Annotated in this window: 11 protein-coding genes and 1 pseudogene; 3 read left to right on the forward strand and 9 right to left on the reverse strand. The window is 71.9% G+C overall.

Features of this window, described 5'->3' with window-relative positions; all coding sequences use genetic code 11:
• Positions 1-355 precede the first annotated feature (355 nt).
• From ABIC30_RS26105 to ABIC30_RS26135, 7 genes are all read right to left on the reverse strand, one after another.
• Entirely contained in the window at positions 356-1522 is a 1167-nt protein-coding gene (locus ABIC30_RS26105; protein ID WP_020096061.1) for a substrate-binding protein, read from the reverse strand.
• 37 nt (positions 1523-1559) lie between these two features.
• Positions 1560-2405, reverse strand: coding sequence for a nitrilase family protein (locus ABIC30_RS26110; protein WP_354456334.1), 846 nt, complete (start codon positions 2403-2405; stop codon positions 1560-1562).
• Positions 2406-2580: 175 nt separating this feature from the next.
• Positions 2581-3207: an ANTAR domain-containing response regulator gene (locus ABIC30_RS26115; RefSeq protein WP_020096063.1), complete on the reverse strand. Its 627-nt coding sequence runs from the start codon at positions 3205-3207 to the stop codon at positions 2581-2583.
• A complete protein-coding gene (locus tag ABIC30_RS26120; protein WP_020096064.1) occupies positions 3204-4358 on the reverse strand; it encodes a transporter substrate-binding domain-containing protein in 1155 nt (384 codons plus the stop codon). The genes ABIC30_RS26115 and ABIC30_RS26120 overlap by 4 nt, the downstream gene beginning before the upstream one ends.
• A 110-nt stretch (positions 4359-4468) precedes the next feature.
• Positions 4469-4963 (reverse strand): hypothetical protein, encoded by a 495-nt coding sequence (locus ABIC30_RS26125; protein ID WP_020096065.1) that lies wholly within the window; start codon positions 4961-4963, stop codon positions 4469-4471.
• 10 nt (positions 4964-4973) lie between these two features.
• Positions 4974-6128 carry a zinc-dependent alcohol dehydrogenase gene (locus ABIC30_RS26130; RefSeq protein WP_354456337.1) on the reverse strand — a complete coding sequence of 385 codons (1155 nt, stop codon included), beginning with the start codon at positions 6126-6128 and terminating at the stop codon, positions 4974-4976.
• A 100-nt stretch (positions 6129-6228) separates the two neighbouring features.
• Positions 6229-6807: a DNA-3-methyladenine glycosylase gene (locus ABIC30_RS26135; RefSeq protein ID WP_234081637.1), complete on the reverse strand. Its 579-nt coding sequence runs from the start codon at positions 6805-6807 to the stop codon at positions 6229-6231.
• Positions 6808-6960: 153 nt separating this feature from the next.
• Here ABIC30_RS26135 and ABIC30_RS26140 point away from each other — a divergent pair, with 153 nt between their 5' ends.
• Positions 6961-8685 carry an adenylate/guanylate cyclase domain-containing protein gene (locus ABIC30_RS26140; protein WP_234081635.1) on the forward strand — a complete coding sequence of 575 codons (1725 nt, stop codon included), beginning with the start codon at positions 6961-6963 and terminating at the stop codon, positions 8683-8685.
• Positions 8686-8808: 123 nt separating this feature from the next.
• On the opposite strand, the gene ABIC30_RS26145 is transcribed toward ABIC30_RS26140, so the two are convergent.
• Positions 8809-10080, reverse strand: coding sequence for an MFS transporter (locus tag ABIC30_RS26145; RefSeq protein WP_234081633.1), 1272 nt, complete (start codon positions 10078-10080; stop codon positions 8809-8811).
• Positions 10081-10173: 93 nt separating this feature from the next.
• On the opposite strand from ABIC30_RS26145, the gene gcvA reads away from it, so the two are divergent.
• Positions 10174-11061 carry a transcriptional regulator GcvA gene (gene gcvA, locus ABIC30_RS26150; RefSeq protein ID WP_234081632.1) on the forward strand — a complete coding sequence of 296 codons (888 nt, stop codon included), beginning with the start codon at positions 10174-10176 and terminating at the stop codon, positions 11059-11061.
• 198 nt (positions 11062-11259) lie between these two features.
• Positions 11260-13404, forward strand: a complete 2145-nt coding sequence (locus tag ABIC30_RS26155) for a helicase-related protein (RefSeq protein WP_354456339.1) — start codon at positions 11260-11262, stop codon at positions 13402-13404.
• Between the two features lie 279 nt (positions 13405-13683).
• Here the strand turns inward: ABIC30_RS26155 and ABIC30_RS26160 are convergent.
• Positions 13684-15026 (reverse strand): annotated as a pseudogene (locus tag ABIC30_RS26160) (ISL3 family transposase); the annotation flags it as partial.
• Positions 15027-15125 lie beyond the last annotated feature (99 nt).

The following is a 15125-nucleotide window of genomic DNA, read 5'->3' on the forward strand; positions in this document are numbered from 1 at the left end:
GGGATTCCGGGTGCGCGTGTCGTCGCGGGCTGAGGGAGGGATTTGGCGGGTGACGACGGTCCCCTCCCCCTCTGCGGGCTTGCCGAGTCACGTATCGACCACGGCACCGCGGCTTCCGGACCGGGCGCGGGTCCCCTCTCCCGTGCGGGAGAGGGACAGGGTGAGGGGTGTGACCTCTCCGGAGAAGTCTCGTCCGAGACAGCGCGACGACGGCGCACTCGATCCTGGAGCGTCTAATCCCTCACCCCAACCCTCTCCCGCACGGGAGCGGGGGCACGTGGCGCTCCGTCATCGACGTCGGCGCGAGACGGGTGGATATCGTCGCCCGCCCGGGCGAGGCCTCGTGCCCCGCCCCTCACTGCAGCTTCGGGCACTGCTCGCCGGGATCGACGTCCTTGAAGGTGCCGGCGACCTTCACGGTGCCGTCCTTCTGGATCTGGCCGAGATACATGGTCAGCGGCGCGTGGTGCTGCTTGCTCATGGTGATCGTGCCCCGCGGCCCGGTGAAGCTCACGGTCGGGAGCGCCTCCAGCACCTTGGCGGTCTCGGTCCCGCCCGCCTTCTCGACGGCGGCCTTGTAGAGGTAGATCGCCTCGTATTCCGGCACCGAGAGGTCGTTCGGCGTGCGCAGCTCCGCGCCGAACTTCTTCTGCATCGCCGCCAGGAACGCCTTGTTCTCCGGGCTGTCGATCCCGGTGACGTAGGAGGCCGAGAGGTAGACGCCCTCAGCGTCCGCGCCCATGCTCTTGGCGGTGCCCTCGTCCAGCGCGAGGTTGGCGAAGGGCAGCGACACGCCCGCGCCGCGCAGCTGCTTGGTCAGCGTCACGTTCGGCGCGCCGCCCGCCGTCGAGGTGATCAGCGCGTCGGGCTTGGCCTCCTTCAGCTTGGAGATGATCGCCGTCCAGTCGCTGCCGTCCATCGGCAGGTACTCCTCGCCGACCACCTTGCCGCCGGTCTTCTCGACGTAGCTCTTGGCGAAGCCCAGCATGCCGCGGCCGAAGGCGTAGTCGCTGCCGATCAGGAAGTAGGTCTTGGCGCCCTTCGCCTTGAAGGCGTCCACCACCGGCGGCACCTGCTGCTCCGGCACCCAGGCGTCCACGAACATGTTCTTGTTGCAGGAATGGCCCTCGTAGAACGAGGTGTAGATGTACGGCACCTTCCCCTTGGTGACGGCGGGCAGGCCGGCGTTGCGGGCCGCGCTCGTCTCCATCGAGATCAGGACGTCGACCTTCTTCTGGTAGATCAGGCTGTCGAAGGCCTTCTGGGCGCCGGCCGCCCCCGAGGCGTCGTCGGCCACCTCTAGGACGAGCTTGCGGCCGAGGACGCCGCCCTTGGCGTTGATCTCCTCCACGGCGAGCTCGGCCGACTGCACCACCGAGGGGGCGACGACGCTGTTGGCGCCCGACAGGCCGATCGGGATGCCGATGACGATCGGCTTGCCGTCGGCGGCCTGCGCGGCCGTGGCGGCCTGCGCGGCGGCGAGGGCGAGCGCGGCGGCGCCGACGAGGGACCATTTCACCATGAACGAACTCCTTGGATGACGACGGTGCGAAGCGGGCTCAGCCGTAGATGTCGGCGCGGCGGTCGCGCAGGAGCGAGTTGAACGCGTTGAGGTCCTTGCGCCCGGCCGCGTCGAGGTCGACCAGCGCCGAGACGGTCTCGGTCCGGTCGCGGCTCGCCGGGCCGGCGAGCGGCCAGCCCTTGGGGCCGATGATCAGGCTCTGCCCCTCGAAGGGCTGGCCGCGCTCGATTCCGACCCGGTCGGCGCAGGCGATGAAGATGCCGTTCGAGTGCGCGGCGGCCCGGTGCAGGGTGTTGGCCATGGCGGCCTCACCGTCGGGCTGGTCGGGCATCGGCACCCAGTTGGTCGGGATGCAGACGATCTCGGCGCCGGCGAGCGCCAGCTGCCGGAAGGTCTCGGGGAACCAGCCGTCGTAGCAGATGGCGACGCCGACCTTCCCGAGCGCGGTGTCGAAGACCGGGAAGCCGAGATCGCCCCTGGCGAAGAACACGTTCTCCTGATCCCAGAGATGCGCCTTACGGTAGGTGCCGATGTAGCCCTCCGGCCCGACGATCACGGCGGCGTTGTAGAGGGTCTCGCCGGCGGACTCGGCGATGCCCGCCACGATGTGCACGCCGAGCTCCGCGGCGAGCGCCGCCCAGGCGCGGGTGGTCGGGCCGTCCGGCACCGGCTCGGCCAGCGCGGCGGCCTCCGCGGCGGATTCGAACACGTAGCCGGTGCTCGCGAGTTCCGGCAGCACGATCAGCCGGCCGCCCTCGGCGGCGGCCGCGCGGACGAGGTCCGACGCGCGCGCCATGTTCGCGTCGACCGCGCCGAATTCCGGCTCGAACTGGATGCACGACACCCGTATCGGCGGGCGCGCGGGATCGTTCGCCTGGACCATGAGAGCTCCGAAACGCAAAAAGCCCCTGGGCGCGGAGACAGATCATCCGCGAACCAGAGGCTTCAAAGCCGTGATGTCGTGCAGCACTGCTGCTGCGGGGCAACCTTGCCCGGTTAGACTACGATACGCACCCCGAAACAGACCGCAAGACCATAAATGCGGCAGGCTGCTGCGATCAAGTCTTTTCCGCCAACGCGATGCGCAGGCCGAGTCCGCTCATCGCCTCGTGGGCGGAGACCACGCTCTCGGCCACGCTCGCCATCGGCACACGGGCGGCGGTGGCCCGGTCCCGGAGCATCTTGTAGGCGGCGTCCTCGTCGATCCGGTTCAGGTCCACGAGCAGCCGGACCGCCTTCTCGACGGTGCGGCGGCCCTTCATGGTCTCCTCCAGCCGGTTGATCTTGCTGGTGAGCCGGCCCTCGTAACCGCGCCGGTAGCGGGCCAGGGCGAACTGGGTGAGCACGCCCCGCGGGTGGAGCGGCTTGTTGAGCACGCCGTGGGCGTTGACGTCCGCGATCGCCTTCAGCGAGGTCGGGCTCTCGTAGGCCACGATGGCGATGACCGCCGGCTCGATCGCCTCGATCGACGGCAGCAGGTGCATCACCTGGGCGTCGTCGAGCTGGATGAACAGCGTGTCGATGTCGGCCGGCAGGGCGGCGGGCGGCGGCCACGCCAGGGAGACCGCGCAGCCGAGGCGGCGGAGCTGCTCCAGCAAAGCGGCGGCCTCCTCGTCCCGGGGATGGATGACGAGGGCGCGGGCGCGCCGCAGGTCGTCCAGGATCTTGCGGGCGGGGGCGGTCACGCGGCGAGCCCCTCCTCCAGCCAGTTCGTCTCGAACCGGGACCACGCGAGGTACGGGTCGGGCCGCACCGGCCGCCGCGCCCGCCAGACGACGTCGAACTGCCCGTCCGCGCGGGCGACCCCGATGCCGGGGGTGAGCCAGATGTGGCGCGTCTCGCCGTCGAAGGCGAGTTCGCCCTCCGGCGCCGCGAGGCGCTGCCGCAGGGCCGCCGCGCCGAGGCGCTCGGCGTCGAGGGTGCCGGCCTCCGCGAGCGCCCGGGCGAAGAGGTGGACCTGCGCGTAGGCGGTCTCCGACCACATGCTGGTGGGGCGCTCAGGCCCGAACCGGGCCTGGAAGGCGGCGACGAAGCGCCGGTTCTCCTCGCCGGGCAGCGCGCCGAAATACGGCGCCGCGAGGACGTGGCCGGTGCAGTGCTCGGGGCCGATCGCGCGGATCTGGCCCTCCGCCAGGGTGAGGCTGGCGATCGGGCAGCGGGCGCGGTCGATGCCGGACGCGGCGTAGGCGCGGTAGAGCCGCTCGGCGCCGCGCCCCACCACCGTGGAGAAGACCGCGTCCGGAGCGGCGTCGCGGATCGCCGCGATCATGGCGGCGTGGGCCGCGTCGTCCGCGTCGAGGGCCGCGTACAGCTCGCCCACGATGGTCCCGCCCTTCGCCTCGATCAGGTCGCGCATGACCCGGTTCGATTCCCGCGGGTAGATGTAGTCGGAGCCGATCAGGAAGATCCGCGGCCCGTGCTCCTGCATCAGGTAGTCGGCCAGGGCGAAGACGTTCTGGTTGAGGGTCGCGCCGGTGTAGATGATGTTCTCCGAGTACTCGAAGCCCTCGTAGATCGACGGGTACCAGAGCAGGCCGTTGTGCCGCTCCACGGTGGACATGACCGACTTCCGGCTCGCCGAGAGCGAGCAGCCGAACACCACCTCGACCCCGTCCTCGGCGAGCATCCGCCGGGCCAGGGTGCGGTAGGCGTCGTTGTCGCCGGCGGGGTCGTAGCAGACGGGCTCGATCGGGCGCCCGAGCACGCCGCCCGCCCGGTTGATCTCCTCGATCGCCAGGGCGGTGCCGAGGAAGTGCTCGGTCTCGGTGATGCCGCTCACCCCGCTGCGGGAGAACAGGACGCCGACCCGCCACGTCGCTTCATCCTTGGCCGCCATGGTCCCCCCGGGCTCGCCGCAGGCACCCGGAGGGCTGCGCGCCCCGCTGTCCTAGCCGAGGGAGGACCCGCCGCGAAAGCCGTTCCCCGCGCCGTCGTCCGGGGGCGGCCCTAGCGCCGCTGCGCCCGGGCCAGGCGCGAGACCAGGATCCCGAGCCCGATCGCCGCGCCGGTCAGCGCGAGCTTCGCCGCCAGCCCGGACCGGTTGTGGGCCAGCTCGGCCCGGGCGCCCATCTCGGCCGGGACGTTGGGGACGCGGCCCCGCGCGAGGTCGTCGACCACGCCCTCGACCACGTTCACCCGGTCGGCGGCCATCAGCATCAGCCAGTGCGCCCACTGGGACTCGCTGTAGCGGAACGCCTGCCGGCGGATGACGCCGCTCACGCCGCGCGGCGGGGTCGACGTGCCGACGACCGCCGGCCGGGCGTTGTACTCGATCGAGGTGAGGACCTCGACGCGCGCCCGCTGCTGCGGCGGCCGCGTCCAGTTCATGCCCCGGCTGTCGTCGCGCGCGATGTCGCGCATCGGGTAGGTCGGATCGTTCTGCGGATCCGCGTCGACGCCCCAGCCCGGGACCGTCGACGGATCGATCGGACGGTTTCTCATCGCCCCCTCCTCACGCGCGTGCCGTCGGGGGGACCAGGACCGGCTTGATGCAGCCGTCGAGCTTGGCCGAGAAGAGGTGGTAGGCATCCGCGGCCTCCTCGAGGGGCACCTTGTGGGTGATCAGTTCCTTGGGGTTCAGGCGGCCCGCCTCGATATGGGCGATCAGCTTCGGCAGCAGGCGCTTCACCGAGGCCTGGTTGGCCCGGATGGTGATGCCCTTGTTCAGGACGTTGCCGATCGGGATCAGGTTGCCGGTCGGCCCGTAGACCCCGACGATCGAGACGATCCCGCCCTTCTTGACCGAGTTGATCGCCCAGTGGAGCGCCACCGCCGAGCCGCCCTCGAGCTTCAGCTTGGTCCCCATCAGGGTGTGCAGGGCGCTCCCCGCCGCGTCGCCGCCGACCGCGTCGATGCAGACGTCGGCCCCGAGGGAGTCGGTGGTCTTCTTCAGGAAGACCACGGGATCCCCGATCGAGCGGAAATTGTAGACCTCGGCGGGACAGTACCGCCGCGCGAAGTCGAGCCGGTACTCGACGTGGTCGATGACGATCACCCGCCCGGCCCCGAACAGCCACGCGCAGCGCGCCGCCATGATGCCGACCGGTCCGGCGCCGAAGACCACGACGGTGTCGCCGCGCTGGATCCCGCCCATCTCGGCCGCCTGATAGCCGGTCGGCACGACGTCGGTGAGCAGCACCGCGTCGTCGAGGTCCATCGTCTCGGGGATCTTGCAGGGGCCGACATCGGCGTAGGGCACCCGCACGTACTCGGCCTGGCCGCCGTCGTAGCCGCCGGCGGTGTGCGAGTATCCGTAGATGCCGCCGACCGCGGTCGCCTGCGCGTTCGCCTCGTGGCAGTTCCCGAACAGCCCCTGCTTGCAGAAGTGACAGCGGCCGCAGGCGATGTTGAACGGGACCAGCACGTGGTCGCCGACGGCGAGATTGCGCACGCCGGAGCCGACCTCCTCAACAACGCCCGTGAATTCGTGGCCGAACGTCATGCCGACGCGCGTATCCGGCACCATTCCATGGTACAGGTGAAGATCAGATCCGCAGACGCAGGTCCGCGTAACTCGGATGACCGCATCCTCAACATGCTCGCACACCGGGATCGGCTTGCGATCGACGCGCACGCGGTACGGTCCGCGGTAGTTCATCGCCAGCATGCTGGGGCTCCCTCGTCCACGACCGGGGAACCGCAGGCGGATGCCCAAGTTCCCGGCGGCCGCGGCGGGGCGCGAGGTGGGGCGCGGCGGGCGGCCGCCCTCAGCCGGCGGCCGGCCCCGCCTTCCGCGCCGGGCGGCTCACGAACCGGGAGCCGGCGAGCAGGAAGCGCCAGGGCGTCTCGGCGCCGCGGGTGATGCCGATGCGCCGGTCGCTGACCACGTCGACGCCCCCGGAATCACCCGCAGCGCGGGGCTCGAACCGGAACGGCGCCCGCGCGAGGGGCGCCCCGTCGAGCGCGTCGGTGACGCCGAGGGCCTGGCAGAGGCGGCCGGGGCCGGCGCAGAGGAGGCGCGGATCCTCCAGGCCGCGGCGCGCCCGCATCGCGGGAAGCCCCTCGGTCGGCGCGAGGGCCCGGAGCAGCACGGCGCTGCCGGGCTCGCAGACGAGGTTCAGGCACCAGTGCATCCCGTAGGACCGGTACACGTAGGCGTGGGCCGGCGGGCCGAACATGCTGGCGTTGCGCCGGGTCGGGCCGCGGAAGCTGTGGGAGGCCGGATCGGTGCTGTCGTAGGCCTCGGTCTCGACGATGATCCCGCCGGCCGCGCCGACGAACAGGCGGGCGCCGATCAGGTCAGAGGCCACCGCGGCGGCGGCGCGGGCGAAGAACGTATCCAGCATCGGGGCTCCGGCGCGGGCGGCCCCGCGCGATCCGCGTCGCCGGGATCCGGCGGAGCGCGGGCGATTAGAAATAAATCGGACGCCGCGGAAGTCTTGCTGGTACGAGGGGCCCGTGAATGGCGGGCCCAGAACCGATCCCCTCGGACCTCCAGCATGGTGCGCACAGCCTCGATCGCGACGCTCCGGTCCGCCGAGTCGGGCGCGCAACCCCGGTCCGCCCCGCGCGCCGCGCGGCTCCGCCTGAACCTGCGGCGCCTCCGGCTGGCCAGCGGCCTGATCCTGTTCGGCTACGTGCTGACCCACTTGCTGAACCACGCCCTGGGCAACGTCTCCCTCGACGCCATGGAAGACGGCCTCGACCTCGTCACGGCCGTCTGGCTCAACCCCGTCGGCCTGACGCTGCTCTACGGCGCCCTGGTGGTCCACCTGCTGCTCGGGCTCCAGGCCCTCTACGCGGCCCGCTTCTTCCACTGGCGGCCGTCCGAGACCCTGCAGCTGGTCTCGGGCCTGCTGATCCCGCCGCTGCTCATCAGCCACATCGTCGGGACCCGGGTCTCCTTCGTCACCGAGGGGCTCGACAAGGGCTACGCGCAGGAACTCTACGCCTTCTGGATCGCCTCGCCGATCCTCGGCCTGATGCAGGTCACGGTCCTGGTCGTCGCCTGGATCCACGGCTGCATGGGCCTGTATTTCTGGCTGCGGCTGAAGCCCGGCTTCGACCGCATGGCGCCCTGGCTGCTGGCGCTCGCGGTGCTGGTTCCGGTCCTGTCGCTGCTGGGCTTCGCGCAGGGCGGCCGGATGGTCCTGACCCTGGCGCAGGATCCGGCGTGGCGCGCGGCGGCGCTCCGGCCGGTCCATGTCGGGCTGCCCGAACAGGTGGCGCGGCTCGCCGCGATCCGGGACGGGCTGCTCGGGACCTACGCGGGCCTCGTGGCGGCGGTGATCGCGGCCCGCGGCGCGCGGACGCTCGCCGAGATCAAGCGCGGCACGATCCGGCTCAGCTACCCGGACGGCCGGGTGGTGCGGGTGCCCCGCGGCACGAGCGTCCTGGAGGCGAGCCGGCGCAACCGGATCCCCCACGCCAGCGTCTGCGGCGGCCGCGGCCGGTGCTCGACCTGCCGGATCCGGGTGACGGACGGCAGCGACGGGGCACCGGCGCCCGGCCGCACGGAGCGGGCGGTGCTGGAGCGCATCGCGGCCGGCCCGGGGGTGCGCCTCGCCTGCCAGTTCCGGCCCGAGACCGACATGGCCGTGGTGCCGCTGCTGCCGCCGCAGCCGCGCATGCGCCAGGCCGACCTGCTCGACCGGGCGCAGTCCGGCGAGGAGCGCTTCATCGTGGCGATGTTCGTCGACCTGCGCGGCTCGACGCGGCTCGCCGAGGAGCGCCTGCCCTACGACACGGTGTTCATCATCAACCGCTTCCTGGGCGCGGTCGGCGACGCCGTCCGCGAGGCCGGCGGCTCGACCAACCAGTTCCTCGGCGACGGTCTGCTGGCCCTGTTCGGCCTGGAGACGGAAGCCGAGGCAGCCGCCCGGGAGGCCCTGAAGGCGATCGACCTCATCGCCGAGTCGGTCGACACCCTGAACGGGCTCCTGGCGGCCGACCTGGAGCACACCCTCCGGTACGGGATCGGCGTGCATGCCGGCCCGGCGATCGTCGGCGAGATGGGCGACGCCACCGACGCGCGGTTCACGGCGCTCGGCGACACCGTCAACGTCGCGGCCCGGCTCCAGGGCCTGACCAAGGTCCTCGGCTGCGTGGCGGTGGTGTCGGAGGCGGTCTACGCGGCGGCCCGCGTGGCGCCGGCGGAGATCCGGGACGTGGCGGTGGACGGCCGGTCCGAGGCCGTCAGGGTCAGCACCCTCGGAAACGCCTGACGCAAACGTCTTCGCGAGCGGAGCGAAGCAATCCAGGGTGGCGTCGCGCTGCCGAGAAGTCCCGCTGCCCTGGGTCGCTTCGCTGCGCTCGCGATGACGGGTGATCCGAGCGGACGGCGCGCCTCAGGCCCGCTGCCGGTGCGCCGTCCTCAGGCGCGGCGCCAGGGCCAGCATCAGCGGCACCACGGCGAGCGCCGTCCCGGCCGCCGCCACGGCCGCCCAGTGCGGGCCGGCGGCGTCGCCGAGCCGGCCGTAGAGCAGCGGTGCCGCCAGCGCGCTGCCGCCGAGCGTCCAGGTGTAGAACACCGCGAAGGCCCGCTCGACCCGGCCGCCGGGCGCCAACTCCGGGACGGTCCCGTAGAGCACCGACGAGGTGCCGTTCAGCATCACGCCGAGCAGCGGCAGCAGGATCAGCCCGGGGGCCAGCGGCAGCACGATCACCGCCAGGATCGCGAGCGCGGTCCCGGTCTCGGTGAGGATCACGGTCCGGGTCACGCCGAGGCGTTCCCCGAGGCGCCCGCAGACCGCCTTGCCGAGCGCGCCGCCGACGAAGACCAGCGACAGGGCGAGGCCCACCGTGGTCAGCGCCGCGCCCTTCTCCTGCAGCAGGAACGGCAGGTAGAGCAGGAAGGCCGGCCGCGCGGCGTTGTCGAGCATGCCGATCGCGACGAGCAGGCGGAAGCCCGTGCCGCTCCCCCGCCCGGTCGCGGACGGATGGGGCGCCGGACGCGCAGCGGCGCAGCTGCGTGACGCCGGATCACGCGGCAGCAGGCGCGCGACCGCGAGCGCGACCACGATCCCCGCGCCGGCGATCACCCAGAGCGCGTGCCGCCAGCCGGTCAGGGTCAGCAGCAGGCCGACCAGGGGCGGGACCGCCGCCTTCCCGAGATCGCCGGTGAAATTGTAGGTGCCGAGCGGGCCGCGGGCGCCGGGTCCGTAGGCCCGGGCGATCACCGCCGAGGCCAGCGGATGCTGGGTGCTGCTGCCGGCGCCGCCGAGCAGGAGGCCGATCCCGAGCCCGACGAGGCCGCCCGAGGCGCCGGCGATCGCGTAGCCGGCCGCGCTGAGCACCGTGCCGAGCACCAGCACGGTGCGGGCACCCCAGGCCTGGGCGAGGCGGCTCGCCGGCATCTGCAGCGCCGCCAGTGCGCCGTTGTAGAGGGAGCGCAGGAAGGCCAGGGCGACGTAGTCGAGGCCGAACTCCGCCTGCCAGACCGGCAGCAGCACGTAGATCAGGTCCGTGTAGCCGTCGTGCAGGGCGTGGTTCACGCCGGTGGCCACCAGCGTGCGCCGGGCGTCCGGCAGGGACGCGGCCCGGGAGGACGCAGTTTCGGAAGACGCGGGTTCGGAAGACGCGGGTTCGGAAGACGCGGTCAGATCGGACGCGACGGACATCCAGCCATCCTTCGTGGTGCGGCGGCAGGATGGCGCCCTGGCCCGGAGCTGACAAACGACTTATGCTGACGCTCGCGTGAGGAAACCTGACCTGTGCACCGTCGCCTGCCGCCCCTCAACGCCGTGAAAGCCTTCGAGGCGGCCGCGCGGCATGGGAGCTTCACCCGCGCGGCGGGCGAGCTGCGGGTCACCCACGGGGCGGTCAGCCGGCACGTCCAGACGCTGGAGGGCTGGCTCGGGCTGCCGCTGTTCGAGCGCCACAACCGGCGCGTGGTCCTCACCGAGGCCGGCACGGCCTACGCCACCGAGATCGGCGCCGCCCTCGACCGCATCGCCCTTGCCACCGCCCGGCAGGCCGAGCGCGGCCGGCCGCGCCTGCTGCACGTGAACGCGCTGGCCACCTTCACACTCCGCTGGCTGATCCCGCGCCTGTCGGGCTTCCAGCGGGCCAACCCGTCGATCGAGGTGCGGCTGACCACCTCGAACGTGCCCCTCGCCAGCCTGGCGGAGCCGTTCGACGTGGCGATCCGGGGCGGGCCGGACAGCCGGCCGGGCCACCGCGCGGAGCCGTTCCTGTCCGAGCGGCGCATCCCGGTCTGCAGCCCGGACCTGCTGCGGCGGCTGCCTCTCCGGGTGCCGGCGGATCTCCGGCAACACACGCTGCTGCACGCCGCGACGCTGCCGCGGGTCTGGCCCGACTGGCTGCGGGCGGCGGGCGTCCCGGAGCTGGCGCCGCGGGCCACGGTGACGCTGGAGCACTTCTACCTGACCCTCCAGGCCGCCCTCGACGGGCTCGGCGTCGCCATGGGGCCCGAGCGGCTGATCGCCGACGACGTCGCGGCCGGCCGCCTGACCCTGCCCTTCCCGGGCCCCGCCCTGCCGGCGCGGAGCTACTACACCTACGTCCCGGAGCCACGGGCGGAGGATCCGGCGGTGCGGGCCTTCTGCGGCTGGCTCGCCGAGGCGGCGCGGCATCCGTGAGATTCCGTCTTTGTGAGCGCAGCGAAGCAACCCAGTGTCGCGCAACGCTGGGACCCGTGGCGCTGCTGGATTGCTTCGCTGCGCTCGCAAAGACGATGTCACCGTAGCGCCCGAACGCAGTTCGGCGCATGGATCGGATCCGGAACGCCCCCGACCGCGTCGGGGTTGGCGTCAGACGCTTCTGCCGAAGGTGACCGCATGGCGCGCAAGCGTCTCCGCCCGACGATCGAGAGCCTGATCGAGTCCCTGGGGCGGCTCGGCGTCGCCCCGGAGGCGGTCGACCTCGACCGGCTGCTCGCCCAGCTCGACCTGCCCGATTACGGCGCCGAGGTCGACGACGACCGCGTCGCCCGGGCGCTCCGGGAGATGCGGGCCGCCCGGGCCTTCGCGGAGACCGGCGTCCCGGCGATCCGGAAGGCGATCCCCAACCTCCGGGCCGTGGTCACCAAGGACCACCGCATCACTTGGCTGATCCGGACCGAGATCCCGCTCCTCGACAACGGCCGCCTGGACCTGCGCCTCGACATGGCCCCCGAGCCGGAGGCGGCCGAGATCCTCGCCCGCATGGCCGCCCGGAACGACCCGGCCCACCGGCTGGAGGACCTGCGCGAGGCCGTGGCGCGCACGGCCCTCCAGGCGACCCGCGCCCTGCACAAGCCGGTCGACCGGCTGCGGGCGCAGCTCCTCGTGGACCTGCGCGAGGTCGGGGCTGACGCCGCCGCCTACATCGCCCACATGGACCGCTCGCTCCGGTCGCGGGTCTTCACGTACGGCCCGAAGCTCGCCCGCGGCCTCAACGACACGCTCACCCCCGTCCGCCGCCACGCCAAGGCGGTGGCGCGCGAGGGTTCGCGCCTGCGGCGGCTGCGCGATCAGGTCGGCTTCGGCGCCTATATCGAGCGGTTCACCGCCGCCCGGCGCCTCGACCGGAAGATCGTGTTCCACATGGGGCCGACCAATTCCGGCAAGACCTACGCGGCCCTCCAGCACCTGACGGCGGCCGAGACCGGGGCCTATCTCGCGCCGCTCCGGCTGCTGGCGCTGGAGAACTACGAGACCCTGCGCGAGCGGGGCCTGCGCGCCGGCATGATCACCGGCGAGGAAGTGCTGGGCGAGGCTGACCCGACCCACACCGCCCGCACCATCGAGACCGCCGACCTGACCCGCCCCATCGACGTCGCGGTGATCGACGAGATCCAGATGCTGTCGGACCCCGACCGCGGCTGGGCCTGGACCAACGCGCTGTTCGGCGTCGCCGCCAGGACCGTGATCGTCTGCGGCTCCGACGACGCCCTGTCGTATGTCCGCCGCGCCGCCGAGGCCGCCGACGAGTCCCTGGAGGTGATCCCCTTCACCCGCAAGTCGCCGCTCCTGCTGCTGGAGGAGCCGGTGCCGCTGGAGAAGGTCGAGGCCGGGGACGCGGTCGTGGCCTTCTCCCGCCGGGCCGTGCACGAGAATCGCGAGGTCCTCGTCGCCCGCGGCCACCGGGTCGCGACCATCTACGGCGCCCTGTCGCCGGAGGTCCGCCGGGCCGAGGCCGCGCGCTTCCGCTCCGGCGAGGCCAACGTGCTGGTGACCACCGACGCGATCGGCATGGGGCTCAACCTCGGCCCGCTGAAGCGGATCGTGTTCTCGGCGGTGCGCAAGTGGGACGGGACCGCCGAGCGGGCGCTGACCCATTCCGAGATCCGGCAGATCGCCGGCCGGGCCGGCCGCTACGGCCACCAGGATGTCGGCTACGTGGCGGCGACCGACCCGTGCGGCGCCGAGCCGATCCGCACCGCCCTCTCGGGTGCCCCGACGGCGCCGGCGGCCGACACGCGCTTCTTCGTCCGCCCGGATCTCGGGGCGATCCGCTCGGTGGCCGAGGAGATGCGCACGCACAGCCTGCACGAGGTGCTGACCCACTTCGCCCGGGCGACTTTCTACGCGGGCTCGCCGTTCCAGCCCTCGGCCTTGGATGAGGTGCTGGAGGTGGCCCGGATCGTCGACCGGGCGCGGCTGCCGATCGAGGAGAAGTTCGCCTTCTCGGTCTGCCCGATCGACCGGCGCGACGAGATCGCCATGGGGCTGCTGGAGCGCTGGTGCCAGGCGCGCGCCGCCGGCCTCACGGTCCCGGCTCTGCGCGGCAACCTCTCGGGCGCGCTCGACTACCAGGAGCGGACCGTGAAGCTCGCCAGCGCCTATCTGTGGCTGTCGCGGCGCTTCCCCGAGACCTTCGACGACGTGGACGCCATCCGCCACATGCGCGGCCGGGCCAACGACGCCATCGAGCAGCACCTGCGCGAGACCGCGACCCGCAAGGCCGAGCGGCGCAGCCGGCGACCTGTCGGGGCGCGGTGAGACGCGGCATCGGGCCATGAAAAAAGCCCGCTGCGCGTTCGGCGCAGCGGGCTCTGTCAGATGACGTTGGTTGCGGGTCCCCGCAACACCCGATCTCGGCGCAATCCGGCGATTCGTTCTGAGCACAGATCGTTGATTACGAGGGAATGCAACGCTCTATTCTCGCGACTGATCGAAAGAGTTATACCGAAATTACCGGAGTAGCCTCTCAACCCGAGACAGGCTCAACTTCCTTTTGGACGTGCTTCGGTTCAGTGGCTCTTCGTCATTTCGTGTGGGTCAAGGAGCCAGAAGCACGCGACGGCGTAGAAGGTCGAAGCCGGCCCGGCCGTACATCAGTCGCTTGATCAGCTTCAGTTTCGTAATCTGGCCCTCGGATTGAGCGTAGCTCCACGGCATCGTCAACGCTGCCCTTACCGCGGCAGCATCAACGACGAGCCCGCTGGCGAACGTCTGCGCGGCTCGGATGCCGCTCGCCTTCGCCTCGACGATCCAAGCCCCGAACGCCGCCAGGCGTCGATCGCCATGTGCGGACGATCCGTTCCTTTTCCTCCCGGCCTCGCGTACGAACACGACGAAGCGCTGGATGAGCCTGTGTAGGGTGGCCGCGTCGGGATCCTGCACGATGCGCACGAGAAGAGCGCTATCGGCCGGGCTCAGCCGGTCCGGCGCCACCGTCATGATCCAGGCGAGGACCTTCGATCCCGACAGTTGCTCGCGCCGCGCCGGCAGCTCGGCCGAGCCGGGGCCGTCATGCCGGGGATGGCGTCACGCCAGCGTCGGGGTGTGGTGATCGCGACCTTCGTCCGTCGACTCTGCAGCCATTTGTGGACCTGCCGCGAGCCGCCCGCGTAACCGTGTTCGCGCAGCTCTCGCAGGAGCTGCAATCCGTTCTCGCAGCCCTCGGCACGGCGGCGCTTGAGATAGGCCAGCCAGGGGTCGAGCTGACTCGATCCGATCCGCCGTTCGCCATGTTCCGGGGGCCTATCCATGGAGGCGTAGCGCCGCACCGTTGCCGGTGCCAGAGGGATCGCGCGCGATCGCCATGATCGACTCGCCGGCCGCGCGGCGGCGCTGGACCTGTGCATGACGCACGGCTCTCCAACGTTGTGCCTCCTGCGCGGCAGCTTGATCTGTGCGGCTGCGTGGAAGGCGTGGTCGCGGGCGTAATCAGGAGCGGGAGCCGCCGAGCCGGAGGGGACGGGAATGGCACGCAAGCGGGCATGAGCGCCGACCAACCAGCGCTCCAGCATCTGGCGCGCGTTCAGAAGGAAATGCCAGCGATCTGCGACTTGCTGTGCACGCGGGACGACAGCCTGGGCCGCACGCGGGTCGCCTGTCGAGCGATCTCGTGCGACGATCTACAGATCGGTGTGTAACGCCAGCCAAGCCTCGAAGGTCGCCGAGTTGCGGTCGGGCAGAAGATAGATGGCACGATGATGGTCGAGGTCGACGACGAGCGTGCCCTAGGCGCGCCCACGACGCCAGGCCCAGTCGTCGACACCGATTGCCCGCGCTCGTGCAACGCGCGGCAGGGGCGCGGCGTGCATGAGGCGCAGCAGCGTCGAGGCGCTCGTCGGCATGGAGAGATTTGCCAGCAGGCGCGCACCGGCTCGAGCGTTGATGTGAATCGCCCCGGGATTTTCGGAGGCTCCAACTCTTGAGAGACTGGAGCCATGACGAAGCATACCCCACCCTTTTCCCCTGAGGTTCGCGAGCGG

It is taken from the genome of Methylobacterium sp. 1030, from assembly GCF_040544715.1.
In the GTDB taxonomy this organism is placed as follows: Bacteria; Pseudomonadota; Alphaproteobacteria; order Rhizobiales; family Beijerinckiaceae; genus Methylobacterium.

Bases quoted from the DNA above. Each gene is read 5' to 3' on its own strand.
- ABIC30_RS26130 (WP_354456337.1), bottom strand. From the start codon at position 6,128: ATGCTGGCGATGAACTACCGCGGACCGTACCGCGTGCGCGTCGATCGC.
- ABIC30_RS26125 (WP_020096065.1), bottom strand. From the start codon at position 4,963: ATGAGAAACCGTCCGATCGATCCGTCGACGGTCCCGGGCTGGGGCGTC.
- ABIC30_RS26140 (WP_234081635.1), top strand. From the start codon at position 6,961: ATGGTGCGCACAGCCTCGATCGCGACGCTCCGGTCCGCCGAGTCGGGC.
- ABIC30_RS26145 (WP_234081633.1), bottom strand. From the start codon at position 10,080: ATGTCCGTCGCGTCCGATCTGACCGCGTCTTCCGAACCCGCGTCTTCC.
- ABIC30_RS26110 (WP_354456334.1), bottom strand. From the start codon at position 2,405: ATGGTCCAGGCGAACGATCCCGCGCGCCCGCCGATACGGGTGTCGTGC.
- ABIC30_RS26120 (WP_020096064.1), bottom strand. From the start codon at position 4,358: ATGGCGGCCAAGGATGAAGCGACGTGGCGGGTCGGCGTCCTGTTCTCC.
- ABIC30_RS26135 (WP_234081637.1), bottom strand. From the start codon at position 6,807: ATGCTGGATACGTTCTTCGCCCGCGCCGCCGCCGCGGTGGCCTCTGAC.
- ABIC30_RS26155 (WP_354456339.1), top strand. From the start codon at position 11,260: ATGGCGCGCAAGCGTCTCCGCCCGACGATCGAGAGCCTGATCGAGTCC.
- ABIC30_RS26105 (WP_020096061.1), bottom strand. From the start codon at position 1,522: ATGGTGAAATGGTCCCTCGTCGGCGCCGCCGCGCTCGCCCTCGCCGCC.